Raw genomic sequence first — 14,833 nt, 5'->3', positions numbered from 1 at the left:
CGAATATCCGCAGCTCATCCCCCGCTAACCCAGCAGAGCGAATACGCTTCTCGGCAGAAGCCGGACCAAGATCCGGCTTCTGCTCTGCATGCGCTGAGACCTTGGAGGCGTACATGGCGGCATGGATCTGGCGGTTCGAGAAGTCCGACGGGACCGAGGTCGAACCCGCGGTCCCGCCGGAGGAGTTCACCACGCAGGGGGACGCGGAGTCCTGGCTCGGCGAGGTGTGGAAGGACCTCGTCGCGGGTGGCGCGGACCAGGTACGGCTGTTCGAGGACTCCACGGAGATCTACGGCCCGATGAGCCTGCACGCCGAGGAGGCGTAACGGGGGAGGGGGCGGCCGGAGAAGCACCGGCCGCCCCCTCTCTCACTGCTCGCCCAGCGTCACATCGACCTTCTTCGACGCACCGTTGCGCGTGTACGTCACCGTCGTCTTCTGCCCCGGCTTGTCGGACGCCAGCGCCTCCGACAGCGAGGTGATCGTGCTGATCCCCGTGTCGCCGAGCTTCGTGATGATGTCGCCGGCCCGGATGCCGGCCCTGTCCGCGGCCCCGCCGCTCTTCACCGCGACCACGGCGACCCCGGCCGCCTGGTAGCTGTCGTCGACGACCGTACGGCCGGTGATGCCGAGCGCGGCCCGCCCCGAGTCGGTCACCTTGCCGTCCTTGACGATCTGGTCGGCGACCGTCTTCACCATCGAGGACGGGATCGCGAACCCGATCCCGGGCGCGGCACCGCCCCCGAAGTTCGGGTCGGTCGCCGCGAGCGTCGGGATGCCGATGACCTGCCCGTTGAGGTTGACCAGCGCGCCCCCGCTGTTGCCGGGGTTGATCGCGGCCGAGGTCTGCACCATGTTGGCGATGGTCGCGCCCGTACCCCCGTCGCTGCTGCCCTCGCTGACGGTCCGTCCGGTCGCCGACACGATGCCCTGCGTCACGCTGGACGACAGTCCCAGCGGCGAGCCCATGGCGAGGACGATCTGCCCGACCTCGACCTTGGCGGAGTCGGCGAAGGTCGCCGCCTTCAGCCCGTCCGGCACCTTGTCCAGCTTGACGACGGCCAGGTCCTGCTCGGGATACTAGTAGACGAGCTTGGCGGTGAGCACGTCCTCGCTGTTCGCGGTGGTCACCTTGAAGGTCTTCTCGTTCCCGACGACGTGCGCGTTGGTGACGATGTGCCCCTGGCCGTCGTACACGACCCCCGACCCCAGATCACTGCTGGCCTGGATCTGCACGACCGACGGCAGGACCTCCCTGATCACCTTCTGGTAGTCGCTCTGCAGGTCGTCGCTCGCCATCGGCACGGCGGCCTGGGCGGCCTGCGCGGTCGAGGTGTCCTTCTTCGAGGAGGACCCGGAGCCGCCGCATCCCGCGACCAGCGCGAGCGAACAGGCGAGAAGAGCCATGGGCCCGAGGGCACGCGTACGGGTTCGGGTACGGGAAGAGTCCATACGCCGAGTGTCTCTTTGGGGTGAATGTCCGGCTCGTGCTGCTCGCCCGAACGGGCCCTCAGCGAGGGACGTGCGCTCAGCCCCGCACGCCGCACAGATGCAGCAGCGCGGCCACCGCCCGGTACGGATCCGTCCGCCCGGCCCGCTCCTCGGCGGCCAGCAGCGGTTCGACGTCCTCCGGGATCTCGACGCCTTCCGGAGCGGTGTCGGTGAAGACCCGCACGCCGTACCAGGCCTGCAGCGGTGCCCCGATGCCCGCCAGCGTCGCCGTCAGGGTGTCCAGCCGGTCGGCCCGCACATCCAGGCCCAGCCGGTTGCGGTACGCGGTGGAGTCGAACGCGGTCAGCGCGGTCGCCCAGTCCCAGGACAGCCCGGGCCGCATCGCCAGCGCGTCGGCGTTCCGCACGAGCAGCGACAGCAGCCCGCCCGGCGCCAGCATCCGGGCAAGCCCCGCGAGCAGCGGATCGGGCTCGGAGACGTACATGAGTACGCCATGACAGAGCACGACGTCGAAACTGCCCGGGAGGAAGTGCACGCCCGTGTCCCGGCCGTCGCCCTCGATGATCCGCACCCGCTCCCGGATGCCCTCGGGCTCGCCGGACAGCGCCGCACGCGCCGCGGCGATCATCTTCGGTTCCTGTTCGAGCCCGGTCACCTGATGCCCGGCCCGGGCCAGCCGCAGCGCCTGCGTGCCCTGCCCCATCCCGACGTCGAGCACCCGCAGCCGCTGCCCGACCGGATACCGGCCGGCTATCTGCTCGTCGAGCTGCCGGGCCACCAGTTCCTGGCGTACGACATCCCGCAGCCCGCCCAGCTTCGCCAGCCAGGCTTCCGCCGCGCCCCCGGAGAAGGAGTCCGCGCTCAGGGCCGCTCTCCGCGCTTGACCTGCGGCTTCGGCAGCCGGAGTCGACGCATCTGGAGGGAGCGCATGAGCGAGTACCAGGTCGTGCCCTTGGTGTCCTGGCCCGGGAAGCGCTCGGCGAGCTGCTTGCGCAGCCGGAACACGTTCAGGAACGAGTCGACCAGGATCAGGATGATGATCACGAGCCACAGCAGCAGCGCGATGTTCTGCAGCGCGGGCACCTGCACCACGCTGAGCACCAGGATCACCACGGCCATCGGCAGGAAGAACTCGGCGACGTTGAAGCGCGAGTCGATGTAGTCACGCGCGAACTTGCGGATCGGACCCCTGTCACGGAGCGGCAGATCCCGCTCGTTGCCGCGGCCGGACAGCGCCTGGCGCTGCTTCTCCAGCTGCACCCGCCGCTCGTCGCGCTGGCGCTTGGAGGCGTCCTTGCGCGTCAGCGTGGTGTTGGCCACGCTGCGGCGCTGGGTCTGGGCCTCATTGCGCTTGGGCGTGGGCCGACCCTTGGGGGCCTGAGGGTCTCGGGGCTGCTTGGAGTCGGTCGGCGAGGCCTGGTCGGCGGTCGCGGCCTTCTCTTCCTTGGCACGGCTACGGAACACAAAACCCAAGCTTACGGGGTGGATGCGGTTGGACCCCAGTCCGGTGGGGAACGATCCGGCAACACCAGTCGTCTGTAGGGGGACAAGAGAGACGTCGCAGACGGTCGGCTCCGGGTTGTTACCCGGGGAACACCTACTCCTTACGCCGGAGCAGGACCGTAGGCAGTCGTCCTTGGGGATGAGCGCATCCGTCCCCGAACAGTGCGGTAATGGATGCAGGGCCCGTACTGTGGGTTCTGTTGCAGTCGCTGGAGCTGGAGTCCGTCAGAAGGGGGCGCGCGAAGCCCATGAGCGGTGTCATGAAGCGTATGGGGATGATCTTCCGCGCGAAGGCGAACAAGGCCCTTGACCGGGCCGAGGACCCGCGCGAAACCCTCGATTACTCGTACCAGAAGCAGCTGGAGCTGCTTCAGAAGGTGCGCCGGGGTGTGGCCGACGTCGCCACGTCACGCAAGCGTCTGGAGCTCCAGCTCAACCAGCTGCAGTCGCAGTCCTCGAAGCTGGAGGACCAGGGCCGCAAGGCGCTCGCGCTGGGCCGTGAGGACCTGGCCCGCGAGGCGCTCTCGCGCCGGGCCGCGCTCCAGCAGCAGGTGACCGACCTGGAGACACAGCACACCACCCTCCAGGGCGAGGAGGAGAAGCTCACCCTCGCGGCCCAGCGCCTCCAGGCCAAGGTGGACGCCTTCCGTACGAAGAAGGAGACCATCAAGGCCACGTACACGGCGGCCCAGGCACAGACCCGGATCGGCGAGGCCTTCAGCGGCATCTCCGAGGAGATGGGCGATGTCGGGCTTGCCATCCAGCGCGCCGAGGACAAGACCCAGCAGCTCCAGGCCCGCGCCGGCGCCATCGACGAACTGCTCGCCTCCGGAGCCCTGGACGACCCGACCGGCATGGCCAAGGACGACATCCAGGCCGAGCTGGAACGGCTGTCGGGTGGTACGGATGTAGAGCTGGAACTCCAGCGGATGAAGGCGGAGCTGGCCGGCGGTTCGGCGTCGCAGCAGGCGATCGAGGGCGGCAAGGACCAGTCCCAGTCGCAGTCGTCGGCTCAGCCGCAGGACACCCCGCGCTTCGACAAGCAGTGACGTGATGATGTGACGGCCCACGCCTGAGGAGGGCGACATGATCGTACGGATCATGGGGGAGGGGCAGGTGAGGCTGGCCGACGGCCACCTCACCGAACTGAACAAGCTGGAAGACGTACTCCTGAGAGAAGTACAGAACGGCGACGGCCCCGCCTTCCGCGAAACCCTCCAGGCCCTCCTGGCCAAGGTCCGCGAACTGGGCGACCCGCTCCCCGACGACTCCCTGGAGCCCTCCGAACTCATCCTCCCGTCCCCGGACGCGACCCTGGAAGAGGTCCGGGACCTGCTGAGCGACGACGGCTTGATCCCGGGGTGAGGACGGGTTCTTCGGGGGTTCCCTTTCAGCGCCGGTCGATTGTCGGCCCGTCCGGCGTTTGAGGACGAGGCCCCTTCAGGGCCGACCGGGGGCCTGGGGGCGGAGCCCCCAGAGACGCCCACACCAACACCCCGCACAAGTACAGGGAACGTACAGCTGCCCCCCGTTCCGCCCCCCGCAGGGACCCCGTACGGTTGCCAGAATGAGCGTTCTCGACCGAGCCCGCTGCCAAGCGAAGGCACACCCCTCCGCGCTGGACGCGGTGCTCGCCGCCGCGGTGCTCGTGTGCATGGTGGCGGGGTCGTTCGTGGACCCGCACGGCGGGCACGGCCTCAGCTGGGGCATCCGTACCCCCGACCCGCTCAGCCTGGTCCTCATGGCGGTCGCCGCCGCCGCGCTCGTCTGCCGCCGCCGCGCCCCCATGCTGGTCCTCGCCGTCACCGGCACCGCCTCCCTCGTCGAGAGCGTCACCAGCGACCCGCGCGCCCCGGTCGCGATGTGTGCCGTGGTCGCCCTGTTCACCGTCGCCGTCACCACCGACCGCTCCACCACCTGGCGCGTGGGCCTGCTCACGATGACCGTGCTGACCGGCGCCGCGATGCTCGGCGGCCCGCTCCCTTGGTACGCGCAGGAGAACCTCGGCATCTTCGCCTGGACCGGCATGGCGGCCGCCGCCGGGGACGCCGTACGCAGTCGTAAGGAGTTCGTGCACGCCATACGCGAGCGCGCCGAGCGGGCCGAACGCACCCGCGAGGAGGAGGCCCGCCGCCGGGTCGCCGAGGAGCGGCTGCGTATCGCCCGCGACCTGCACGACGTGGTCGCCCACCACATCGCCCTGGTCAACGTCCAGGCCGGGGTCGCGGCGCACGTCATGGACAAGCGCCCCGACCAGGCGAAGGAGGCCCTCGCCCACGTACGCGAGGCCAGCCGTTCCGCGCTCAACGAACTCCGCGCCACCGTCGGCCTGTTGCGCCAGTCAGGCGACCCCGAGGCCCCCACCGAACCGGCCCCCGGCCTCGACCGCCTCGAAGAGCTCGCCGGCACCTTCCGCAGCGCGGGCCTCCAGGTCCTGGTCGCCCGCGCGGACAACGGCACCACCCTCCCCGCCGCCGTGGACCTGGCCGCCTACCGCGTCATCCAGGAGGCCCTCACCAATGTGCAGAAGCACGCCGGCATCGAGGCGAAGGCCGAGGTGAGCGTCGTACGCGTCGGCCCGAACGTCGAGGTCACCGTCCTCGACAACGGCTCCGGCGAGGACCACGACCCCGACTCCGGCGGCGGCCACGGCCTGCTCGGCATGCGCGAGCGCGTCACCGCACTGCGTGGCACCCTCACCACCGGTCCCCGGTACGGAGGCGGCTTCCGCGTCCATGCGATCCTGCCGGTCAAGACCCGCCCACGCGCCTCGGGGGACCCCGTATGACGACGATCCGTGTCCTGCTCGCCGACGACCAGGCCCTGCTGCGCAGCGCCTTCCGCGTACTCGTCGACTCCGAGCCCGACATGGAGGTCGTGGGAGAGGCCTCGGACGGCGCGCAGGCCGTACGGCTGGCGAAGGAGGAGCGGGCCGACGTCGTACTGATGGACATCCGGATGCCCGGCACGGACGGCCTCGCCGCCACCCGCATGATCAGCGCCGACCCGTCCCTCGCCCATGTCCGCGTGGTCATCCTGACGACCTTCGAGGTCGACGACTACGTGGTGCAGTCCCTGCGCGCGGGCGCCTCCGGCTTCCTGGGCAAGGGCTCCGAGCCCGAGGAACTCCTCAGCGCGATCAGGGTCGCCGCGGCCGGCGAGGCCCTGCTCTCACCTGTGGCCACCAAGGGCCTGATCGCCCGCTTCCTCGCCCAGGGCGACCTGGACGAGGACCGCGACCCCGCCCGCGCCGAACGCCTCGAAGCCCTCACCGTGCGCGAACGCGAGGTCCTCGTCCAGGTCGCCGGCGGCCACTCCAACGACGAGATCGCCGAACGCCTGGAGGTCAGCCCCCTGACGGTGAAGACCCACGTCAACCGCGCCATGGCCAAACTCGGCGCCCGCGACCGGGCCCAACTCGTCGTCATCGCCTACGAGTCGGGCCTGGTCCGGCCGAGAGTGGAATGACCCGGCAGGCCTACGGCAGCGCCAGCATCCGCTCCAGCGCCAGCTTGGCGAAGGCCTCCGTCTCCTTGTCCACCTCGATGCGGTTGACGAGGTTGCCCTCGGCGAGGGACTCCAGGGTCCAGACCAGGTGGGGGAGGTCGATGCGGTTCATCGTCGAGCAGAAGCAGACCGTCTTGTCGAGGAAGACGATCTCCTTGCCCTCGGGAGCGAAACGGTTCGCGAGCCGGCGTACGAGATTCAGCTCGGTGCCGATGGCCCACTTGGAGCCGGCGGGGGCCGCCTCGAGTGCCTTGATGATGTACTCCGTCGAGCCCACGTAGTCGGCCGCGGCCACGACCTCGTTCTTGCACTCGGGGTGGACGAGGACGTTGACGCCCGGGATCCGGGCGCGCACGTCCTCCACCGACTCCAGCGAGAAGCGGCCGTGCACCGAGCAGTGGCCGCGCCACAGGATCATCTTCGCGGACCTCAACTGGTCAACGGTGAGGCCCCCGTTGGGCTTGTGCGGGTTGTAGACGACACAGTCGTCGAGGCTCATGCCCAGGTCCCGCACCGCCGTGTTGCGGCCGAGGTGCTGGTCGGGCAGGAACAGCACCTGCTCGCCCTGCTCGAAGGCCCACTCCAGCGCGCGCTGCGCGTTCGACGAGGTGCAGATCGTGCCGCCGTGCTTGCCCGTGAACGCCTTGATGTCGGCGGACGAGTTCATGTACGACACGGGCACGACCCGCTCGGCTATGCCGGCCTCGGTCAGCGCGTCCCAGCACTCGGCGACCTGCTCGGCGGTGGCCATGTCGGCCATCGAGCAGCCGGCCGCGAGGTCCGGGAGGACGACCTTCTGGTCGTCGCCGGTCAGGATGTCAGCGGACTCCGCCATGAAGTGCACACCGCAGAACACGATGTACTCGGCCTCGGGGCGCGCGGCGGCGTCCCGGGCCAGCTTGAAGGAGTCGCCCGTGACGTCGGCGAACTGGATGACCTCGTCGCGCTGGTAGTGGTGGCCGAGCACGAAGACCTTCTCGCCGAGCTTCTCCTTGGCCGCGCGGGCCCGCTCGACCAGGTCCGGGTCGGACGGCGAGGGCAGGTCGCCGGGGCACTCGACACCGCGCTCGCTCCTCGGGTCGGCCTCACGGCCGAGCAGCAGCAGGGCGAGGGGCGTCGGCTGAACGTCGAGCTCCTGGGTCTGGGCGGTGGTCACGACACGCACCCTTTCTGTTCTGACAGACAAGCCTTTTCGTCGAATTGACGTTATCTATCATAACCGCTTCACGTCAGTTTGACGATGGCCATAGCGTCGATGTGACATCAATCCCGGCAGATGCTCGATACGCGCTCAGCGGGGGACCTTGCGGGGGTGTGCGAGCATGGAGAGAGGTGCCGGGGAAAGACACCGGGCACGGCCCGGAATGAATCCACGGCCCCGGCGGTTGACATCGTCGGCAAGCAGTCTCCGTACAACCCGGGAGAGATGTAGATGTCCGTATCGGACGAGACCAGCACCGTCACCGACGGCATCCTTCTGTCCGACGCCGCCGCGGCGAAGGTCAAGGCCCTGCTCGACCAGGAAGGCCGGGACGACCTGGCCCTGCGCGTCGCCGTGCAGCCCGGTGGCTGCTCCGGCCTGCGCTACCAGCTCTTCTTCGACGAGCGCTCCCTCGACGGCGATGTCGTGAAGGACTTCGGCGGCGTCAAGGTGGTCACCGACCGCATGAGCGCCCCGTACCTGGGCGGCGCCTCGATCGACTTCGTCGACACCATCGAGAAGCAGGGCTTCACGATCGACAACCCGAACGCGACGGGCTCCTGCGCCTGCGGCGACTCGTTCAGCTAAGCCGGCCGGCCCTGACAGGGCGGTTGAGTACGGCGAAGGCGGCGGCCCCCTCCGACAGGGCCGCCGCCTTCGGGCTTTTCCGATGCCCGTGCGGGATTGCTCAAGTACCTACCGGGCCAGCGAGGGCCCCGCGCCCGCCGTCGGCTGTGTGCTCTTCTCCACGGGGATCGCCTTGCCGTCCGGACCCACGACCTTGCGGTCGCCGAGCGGCGCCTTCAACTCCACGTTCTGGTGGTAGATCTTGGCGATCATGATGCAGACCTTGTTCGGCCACGGCGTCGCGGTCACCGTGACGGTCACCTTGTCCGAACTCTCCACGGCCGTCGTCCTGTAGTCGGCGCACACCCCGCCGGTGAAGGCCACGGTCAGGGTCTTCCCGTCGGCCGAGTAACCGTCCGCCTTCACATCGTGCGGAGCCGCGGTCGCCGTCGAGGTCGGCGTCGGAGTGGGCGTACCGGCCGAGGCCAGATACTTCGGATCGATCGCCGGATACGTCACCGTGAAGCTGTCCTGCGTGCCCGACTGCCGCACCTCGAACAGCCAGGACGGCACCAGCGCCTGCTTCCCGTCCACGGAGTGCGCGGCGAGCCCGAACACCGCGTGCTCGACGGTGGCCGAAGCCTGCGTGGGAGTGCCGGTGGACTGTCCGCAGGGCGCCTCCAGCCGGTCCTTCAGCGGTACGGGACTGGCGCAGCCGCCGATGCCCATGCGGTGGTCGGTCCCCGGCGCCGCGTTCAGCAGCGCCAGCGTCTTCTGCGCGCTCAGCACCGGATAGACGTCACCCTTCATCGGCGCCGCCAACTGCCCGCTGCCACCGACCACTTCACCCTGGGCGCTGACCGTCAGCCCGGTCGTCCAGCCGTGCGTGGGCAGCCCGCCGACCAACGGTTCGGCGTTCACCACCCGCTGCGCGCCCATGAGTTGACTCGCGTCCACCTTCGCGTCGTCCTGGCCGACCGCCTTGAGGATCGGGGCGGCGGCCTGCTTCGCGACCGCGACACTCACCGGGTCGGTGGCCGAAGTACCGGGATCCTGCGCGCACTTGAGGGTGTCGGTGCAGTTGTCGGTGCCGGGCGCGTAGCGGTTGAACGTCCACAGGCCCGGCGCCGCCTTGTTCACCTGGAGACTCGGCCCGCTGCCGTCCTGCCCGCCGACCTTCCAGTACTGCCCCTCGGCCACCGGTGTCCCCACGACAGCGAGCGCCTTCGCGAGCCGGGCGACGTCGTCCTTCGCGACTTGTCCCTCCGCCGAGTAGACGGCCGCGGAGCCGGGCCCGGTGGGCAGGGTGCCCTGGGCCTTGTAGGTCACGCCGTACGGATTCGGCTCCCCGGACGCGATCCCGCTCGTACCGCCCGTCGCGTATCCGTCGAGCGCGAGCGCCGGGGGAGTTCCGCCGCCGGACGCCGCGGACCCCGTCCCGTCGCCCGAACCTCCGGAGGACGAGGAGGAGGACGCGAGGTACGCCCCGCCACCTCCGACGAGGAGCACGGCGGCGGCCACGGAGGCGATGACGAGGGGGGAACGGGAGCGGGATCGCGCCGGGTGTTCGTCGTCGGTGTGGCCGGAGATCTCGGAGGCGTCCGAGGTTTCCGGCTGGTCGGGCTGGACCTCGGACGTCACCGGGGTGGGATGTTCCGAAGAGGCGGCTTCTACGTCGGACGCCTCGGGCTCTGTCTCCTCGGGCTCCGTCTTCTCCGGCCCCGCCGTCTCCGATCGGCCGGCCTCCTCGGAAACGGCACCCTCGTCCACGTCCTCGACCTCGGGCCCCTCAACGGCGCCCTTCACGGCGTCCCCCACGCCCGGCACATCATCGGAGGCGCCGGTCGCGTCCTCGTTGTCGGGTCGCTCGGTGTTCACCGCATCGCTCCTTCGGCTGCGCAACTGTCCCATGACCCTGACCAGCCCCTGTCAAAGAGGCAGACGGAAGGGTCGTATCCCGCATCCCCTTTACGGGGGACAGCGATGGGACGCAGCGGGGGAGCGCACGGTTCCCCCGAGAGCGCCGATCGAGCCGACGAGCTCCGGACTCAGTTGCCGTATTCCCCCATCGCGTCCAGCAGCCGGGCCGACTTCGACGGTACCGACACGCCGTGGATGAGGGACGGGGACACCGGAACGGCAACGATCCGGTCGGGAACCGCCCAGTGGGGAGCCATCCGGGCGCAGTCGCCGCGCAGCGCCGCGAGATCCGCCTCACCTTCGCCTTCGAGGTGGGCCGGAACGGGACCGTCGACTTTGAGGTTCGTCATAGCGGCACCGTAGACACGCTTTACCTCGCGAAGAAAGATCTACTATCGGGTAGTTTTGGCCGCTTCAGAGCCGCCGGGCCGACCGGGTAGCGTGAACTGTCAACGCAGCCTCCCTCAGGAGAGTCCTCGCCGTGCGCATCGCAGTCACCGGCTCCATCGCCACCGACCACCTCATGACCTTCCCCGGCCGCTTCGCCGACCAGCTGGTCGCGGACCAGCTGCACACGGTGTCGCTCTCCTTCCTGGTCGACAACCTCGACGTACGCCGGGGCGGCGTCGGCGCCAACATCGCCTTCGGCATGGGCCAGCTCGGCACCGCGCCGATCCTCGTCGGCGCCGCGGGCTCCGACTTCGCCGAGTACCGCGACTGGCTCGACCGCCACGGCGTCGACACCGGCTCGGTCCGTATCTCGGAGACCCTGCACACCGCCCGCTTCGTGTGCACCACCGACTCCGACCACAACCAGATCGGCTCCTTCTACACCGGCGCGATGAGCGAGGCCAGGCAGATCGAGCTGAAGACCGTCGCCGACCGTGTGGGCGGCCTCGACCTGGTCCTGATCGGCGCCGACGACCCCGAGGCGATGCTCCGCCACACGGAGGAGTGCCGTACCCGCTCCATCCCCTTCGCCGCGGACTTCTCCCAGCAGATCGCGCGCATGGGCGGCGACGACATCCGCATCCTGCTGGAGGGCTCGGCGTACCTCTTCTCGAACGAGTACGAGAAGGGACTCATCGAGTCCAAGACCGGCTGGAGCGACGAGGAGATCCTGGCGAAGGTCGGCCACCGCGTCACCACGCTCGGCTCGCGCGGCGTCCGTATCGAGCGCGTCGGCGAGGACCCGATCGAGGTCGGCTGCGCGGAGGAGGAGCGCAAGGCCGACCCCACGGGTGTCGGCGACGCGTTCCGCGCGGGGTTCCTCTCGGGGCTGGCGTGGGGTGTCTCGCTGGAGCGGGCGGCGCAGGTCGGCTGCATGCTCGCGACGCTGGTGATCGAGACGGTTGGTACGCAGGAGTACCAGGTGTCTCGTGGGCACTTCATGGAGCGGTTCACCAAGGCGTACGGGGACGACGCGGCGGTGGAAGTACGTAAGCACCTGGGCTGATCGGTCGTCTGCGGGCGCGCGGGGGCTGGTCGCGCACACGCGGCGGTAGCCGCAAATCGACACAGCCCCGCGCGCCTGGGTTTCTCAGCTCACCCGGCGGATCAAGTACGCCGGGCCCTCCTCCTCGCCCACGTACTCCTGGCCCCGCATCTCGCACCATGCCGGGATGTCCAGCCGGGCCGCCTCGTCGTCGGACAGGACCCGGACCGTGCCGCCGATCGGCACGTCCCCGATGACCTTGGCGAGCTCGATGACCGGGATCGGGCAGCGCTTTCCGAGCGCGTCCACTACCAGCGAGTCCTCTTTCACGACGGCTGCGGGCACCCCCGCTCCCAGCTTCTCCCGCACCCCCGCCACCGCCCCCGGCAGCACCGCGAGGAAACGCTCGACGTCCTCCTCCGTCGTCCCCGGCGGCAACGACACCCGCACGTTTCCCTCACTCAGCACGCCCATCGCCTTCAGCACATGGCTGGGCGTCAGTGTGCTGCTCGTGCAGGACGATCCGGACGAGACGGAGAAACCGGCGCGGTCCAGTTCGTGCAGGAGAGTCTCTCCGTCGACATAGAGACAGGAGAAGGTGACGATCCCGGGCAGCCGCCGTACCGGATCGCCGACCACGTCCACGTCCGGCACCAGCTGCGGCACCCGCGCCCGGATCCGCTCCGTCAGCTCCCGCAGCCGTAGCGCCTCCTCGGCCGCCTCCGTGCGGACCGCGCGCAGGGAGGCCGCCGCGGCCACGATCGCCGGGATGTTCTCGAAGCCGGGGGAGCGGCCCGACTCCCGTTCGTCGACGGGGCCTTGGGGCGCGAAGCGCACGCCCTTGCGCACCGCCAGCAGGCCGACCCCGGCCGGCCCGCCCCACTTGTGGGCGCTGGCCGCGAGCAGCGACCACGCGCCCTCGACCGGCCCCCACCCCAGCGACTGCGCCGCGTCGACCAGCAACGGCACCCCGGCCGCCCGGCACACCTCGGCCACTTCGGCGACCGGCTGCACGGTTCCCACCTCGTGGTTGGCCGACTGCAGACAGGCCAGCGCGGTGTCCGGGCGCAGCGCCTCGCCGTAGGCCCGCGCGCTCACCGCCCCCGTCCGGTCCACGGGCACCTCGGTCACCGAACCGTCCGCCGCCACCAGGCTCTCGGCCGAATGGAGCACGGAAGAGTGTTCAACCGCTGACACGATCAGGTGACGTCCGACGCGCCGCCGCCCTGCCAGGGCCCCCGCAATTCCCGTGTGCACGGCCCGAGTACCCGAGGTGGTGAACACCAGCTCGTCGGCCCGGCACCCGACGGCCTCGGCAGCGGCCTCCCGCGCGGCATCGAGCAACAACCGTGCCTTACGTCCCTCCCGATACAGCCGAGCGGGATCCGCCCACCCGTCGTCGAGAGCGGCCAACAGCGCCTGCCGGGCGACGGGATGAAGGGGAGCGGAGGAGGCGGCATCGAAGTAGGACACACGGCAACGTTAAATCGCGGGCGAGTAACGCAGGGGCGCGGGGAACTGCGCGAGCAACCACAACGCATCCCGCACCCGCCCAAATCACCTGAACCCCCGAGCTATTAGGCGCCCGGAGTAACCCCCGGCGCGTATGCCACCCTCCCCGCGAACCCCCGGAAGGCGTCGGCTAGGGTTTGGTCCGCATAAACATCCAAACCCCTGCCCGACGCAGGGCGGCGACCGACCCGCGTGAAGGCAGGCCGCAGCCAATCCGCGCGGGCGAGACTCTCGGGAAGGCGCTACGTGAGTCCCAACGGCTCCGACCGCTCGCCGCGGCGCCCGATGCGGCGGAAGCTGCTGCAGGCAATGACTGCGGGCCTGGTCCTGGCGACCGCGACCGGTTGCACATCCAAGGACTTCCCTCGCCTTGGTTTCCCCACCCCGACCACGGAGGAGGGTCCGCGGATCCTCTCCCTGTGGCAGGGATCCTGGGCTGCCGCGCTCGCCGTCGGCGTCCTGGTGTGGGCCCTGATCATGTGGAGCGTCGTGTTCCACAGGCGCAGCCGCACCAAGGTCGAGATCCCCCCGCAGACCCGGTACAACATGCCCATCGAGGCGCTGTACACGGTTGTTCCGCTCATCATCGTCTCGGTGCTGTTCTACTTCACGGCCCGCGATGAGACGAAGCTCCTGAGCCTCGACAAGAAGCCCGACGTGACGGTCAACGTCGTCGGCTTCCAGTGGAGCTGGGGCTTCAACTACATCGAGAACGTCGACGGTGTCAGTGGTGACGCGACGACCGACAAGAACCTGGCCGCCATTCCGGACCGGTTCAAGAAGGACTTCCCGGCGAACGCCGGCGGTGTCTACGACGTCGGTACGCCCGCCACGAAGAACCCGCAGACCGGCAACCCGGGTCCGACCCTCTGGCTCCCCAAGGGCGAGACGGTCCGCTTCGTCCTCACCTCGCGTGACGTCATCCACGACTTCTGGGTGGTGCCGTTCCTCATGAAGATGGACGTCGTCCCGGGTCACACCAACGCCTTCCAGGTGACCCCCACCAAGGAGGGCACCTACCTCGGCAAGTGCGCCGAGCTCTGCGGCGTCGACCACTCCCGGATGCTGTTCAACGTGAAGGTCGTCTCGCCGGAGCGTTACCAGCAGCACCTCAAGGACCTCGCCAAGAAGGGGCAGACCGGTTACATCCCCGCTGGCATCGCGCAGACGAGCCACGAGAAGAACCGGGAGACGAACAACCTGTGAGCATCCTCAACGAACCTCAGGGTGCCGCGGCAGCAGAGTCCCACTACGCGGATGAGCTGCCGGTAAGGCGCAAGCAACCCGGTAACGTCGTGATCAAGTGGCTCACCACCACCGACCACAAGACGATCGGCACGCTGTATCTGGTCACGTCCTTCGCGTTCTTCCTGATCGGCGGCGTCATGGCGCTGCTGATGCGCGCCGAGCTGGCACGGCCGGGTCTGCAGATCCTGTCGAGCGAGCAGTTCAACCAGGCGTTCACGATGCACGGCACGATCATGCTGCTGATGTTCGCGACGCCGCTGTTCGCCGGCTTCACGAACTGGATCATGCCGCTGCAGATCGGCGCGCCCGACGTGGCGTTCCCGCGGCTGAACATGTTCGCCTACTGGCTGTACCTGTTCGGCTCGACCATCGCGGTGGGCGGCTTCCTCACCCCGCAGGGTGCGGCCGACTTCGGCTGGTTCGCCTACTCCCCGCTGTCGGACGCGGTCCGCTCGCCGGGCATCGGCGCCGACATGTGGATCATGGGCC

The 14,833-nt window shown here is 69.6% G+C and carries 15 protein-coding genes and 1 pseudogene; 9 read left to right on the top strand and 7 right to left on the bottom strand.

The features are described 5' to 3' along the window. Positions 1-113: 113 nt before the first annotated feature. Positions 114-326, top strand: coding sequence for a hypothetical protein (locus SSP08S_RS53265; RefSeq protein ID WP_019075820.1), 213 nt, complete (start codon positions 114-116; stop codon positions 324-326). Positions 327-368: 42 nt separating this feature from the next. Here the strand turns inward: SSP08S_RS53265 and SSP08S_RS57875 are convergent. The 3 genes and pseudogenes from SSP08S_RS57875 to SSP08S_RS53250 all read right to left on the bottom strand — a co-directional run bounded on the left by SSP08S_RS57875 (position 369) and on the right by SSP08S_RS53250 (position 2,915). After that, a pseudogene (locus tag SSP08S_RS57875) lies at positions 369-1,451 on the bottom strand (S1C family serine protease). A gap of 76 nt (positions 1,452-1,527) precedes the next feature. Next, positions 1,528-2,229 carry a class I SAM-dependent methyltransferase gene (locus SSP08S_RS53255; RefSeq protein ID WP_019075817.1) on the bottom strand — a complete coding sequence of 234 codons (702 nt, stop codon included), beginning with the start codon at positions 2,227-2,229 and terminating at the stop codon, positions 1,528-1,530. Positions 2,230-2,312: 83 nt separating this feature from the next. Further along, positions 2,313-2,915 (bottom strand): DUF3043 domain-containing protein, encoded by a 603-nt coding sequence (locus SSP08S_RS53250; RefSeq protein ID WP_026179603.1) that lies wholly within the window; start codon positions 2,913-2,915, stop codon positions 2,313-2,315. Positions 2,916-3,202: 287 nt separating this feature from the next. Between SSP08S_RS53250 and SSP08S_RS53245 the strand changes: the two genes are divergently transcribed. From SSP08S_RS53245 to SSP08S_RS53230, 4 genes are all read left to right on the top strand, one after another. Next, positions 3,203-4,003, top strand: coding sequence for a PspA/IM30 family protein (locus SSP08S_RS53245; protein WP_019075815.1), 801 nt, complete (start codon positions 3,203-3,205; stop codon positions 4,001-4,003). A gap of 37 nt (positions 4,004-4,040) precedes the next feature. Further along, the gene (gene pspAA, locus SSP08S_RS53240) at positions 4,041-4,319 is read left to right on the top strand and encodes a PspA-associated protein PspAA (protein WP_019075814.1); all 279 of its coding nucleotides are present in this window, start codon (positions 4,041-4,043) and stop codon (positions 4,317-4,319) included. Positions 4,320-4,521: 202 nt separating this feature from the next. Next, a complete protein-coding gene (locus tag SSP08S_RS53235) occupies positions 4,522-5,742 on the top strand; it encodes a sensor histidine kinase (protein WP_019075813.1) in 1,221 nt (406 codons plus the stop codon). Next, entirely contained in the window at positions 5,739-6,422 is a 684-nt protein-coding gene (locus SSP08S_RS53230; protein ID WP_019075812.1) for a response regulator, read from the top strand. The genes SSP08S_RS53235 and SSP08S_RS53230 overlap by 4 nt, the downstream gene beginning before the upstream one ends. 10 nt (positions 6,423-6,432) lie before the next feature. On the opposite strand, the gene nadA is transcribed toward SSP08S_RS53230, so the two are convergent. Further along, complete coding sequence (nadA, locus tag SSP08S_RS53225) at positions 6,433-7,617, bottom strand: quinolinate synthase NadA (protein WP_019075811.1); 1,185 nt, start codon at positions 7,615-7,617, stop codon at positions 6,433-6,435. A 276-nt stretch (positions 7,618-7,893) separates the two neighbouring features. Here nadA and SSP08S_RS53220 point away from each other — a divergent pair, with 276 nt between their 5' ends. After that, a complete protein-coding gene (locus SSP08S_RS53220) occupies positions 7,894-8,250 on the top strand; it encodes an iron-sulfur cluster assembly accessory protein (protein ID WP_019075810.1) in 357 nt (118 codons plus the stop codon). A gap of 108 nt (positions 8,251-8,358) precedes the next feature. Here the strand turns inward: SSP08S_RS53220 and SSP08S_RS53215 are convergent, their stop codons facing one another. Next, positions 8,359-10,107 carry a hypothetical protein gene (locus SSP08S_RS53215; protein WP_019075809.1) on the bottom strand — a complete coding sequence of 583 codons (1,749 nt, stop codon included), beginning with the start codon at positions 10,105-10,107 and terminating at the stop codon, positions 8,359-8,361. A gap of 170 nt (positions 10,108-10,277) precedes the next feature. Continuing rightward, complete coding sequence (locus SSP08S_RS53210) at positions 10,278-10,499, bottom strand: hypothetical protein (RefSeq protein ID WP_019075808.1); 222 nt, start codon at positions 10,497-10,499, stop codon at positions 10,278-10,280. Between the two features lie 131 nt (positions 10,500-10,630). Between SSP08S_RS53210 and SSP08S_RS53205 the strand changes: the two genes are divergently transcribed. Further along, the gene (locus SSP08S_RS53205; RefSeq protein ID WP_019075807.1) at positions 10,631-11,605 is read left to right on the top strand and encodes a carbohydrate kinase family protein; all 975 of its coding nucleotides are present in this window, start codon (positions 10,631-10,633) and stop codon (positions 11,603-11,605) included. Between the two features lie 84 nt (positions 11,606-11,689). Here SSP08S_RS53205 and SSP08S_RS53200 read toward each other — a convergent pair whose 3' ends face one another. Beyond that, complete coding sequence (locus SSP08S_RS53200) at positions 11,690-13,057, bottom strand: cysteine desulfurase/sulfurtransferase TusA family protein (RefSeq protein WP_026179601.1); 1,368 nt, start codon at positions 13,055-13,057, stop codon at positions 11,690-11,692. A gap of 285 nt (positions 13,058-13,342) precedes the next feature. On the opposite strand from SSP08S_RS53200, the gene ctaC reads away from it, so the two are divergent. Next, positions 13,343-14,302, top strand: coding sequence for an aa3-type cytochrome oxidase subunit II (gene ctaC, locus SSP08S_RS53195; RefSeq protein ID WP_019075805.1), 960 nt, complete (start codon positions 13,343-13,345; stop codon positions 14,300-14,302). After that, positions 14,299-14,833, top strand: a 535-nt coding sequence (locus SSP08S_RS57870; RefSeq protein ID WP_043260463.1) for a cbb3-type cytochrome c oxidase subunit I, incomplete at its 3' end; no start/stop codon positions are given. The genes ctaC and SSP08S_RS57870, both read left to right, overlap by 4 nt.

This window comes from Streptomyces hokutonensis (assembly GCF_000376565.1).
Taxonomy (GTDB): domain Bacteria; phylum Actinomycetota; class Actinomycetes; order Streptomycetales; family Streptomycetaceae; genus Streptomyces; species Streptomyces hokutonensis.
The sequence above is the reverse complement of the archived record's forward strand: the minus strand, read 5'-3'. Positions and strand labels throughout refer to the sequence as shown.

What these genes read in the sequence shown, in the direction of transcription:
- SSP08S_RS53220 (WP_019075810.1), top strand. Translation starts at nt 7,894, where the DNA reads ATGTCCGTATCGGACGAGACCAGCACCGTCACCGACGGCATCCTTCTG.
- SSP08S_RS53265 (WP_019075820.1), top strand. Translation starts at nt 114, where the DNA reads ATGGCGGCATGGATCTGGCGGTTCGAGAAGTCCGACGGGACCGAGGTC.
- SSP08S_RS53245 (WP_019075815.1), top strand. Translation starts at nt 3,203, where the DNA reads ATGAGCGGTGTCATGAAGCGTATGGGGATGATCTTCCGCGCGAAGGCG.
- SSP08S_RS53235 (WP_019075813.1), top strand. Translation starts at nt 4,522, where the DNA reads ATGAGCGTTCTCGACCGAGCCCGCTGCCAAGCGAAGGCACACCCCTCC.
- pspAA (WP_019075814.1), top strand. Translation starts at nt 4,041, where the DNA reads ATGATCGTACGGATCATGGGGGAGGGGCAGGTGAGGCTGGCCGACGGC.
- SSP08S_RS53230 (WP_019075812.1), top strand. Translation starts at nt 5,739, where the DNA reads ATGACGACGATCCGTGTCCTGCTCGCCGACGACCAGGCCCTGCTGCGC.
- SSP08S_RS53210 (WP_019075808.1), bottom strand. Translation starts at nt 10,499, where the DNA reads ATGACGAACCTCAAAGTCGACGGTCCCGTTCCGGCCCACCTCGAAGGC.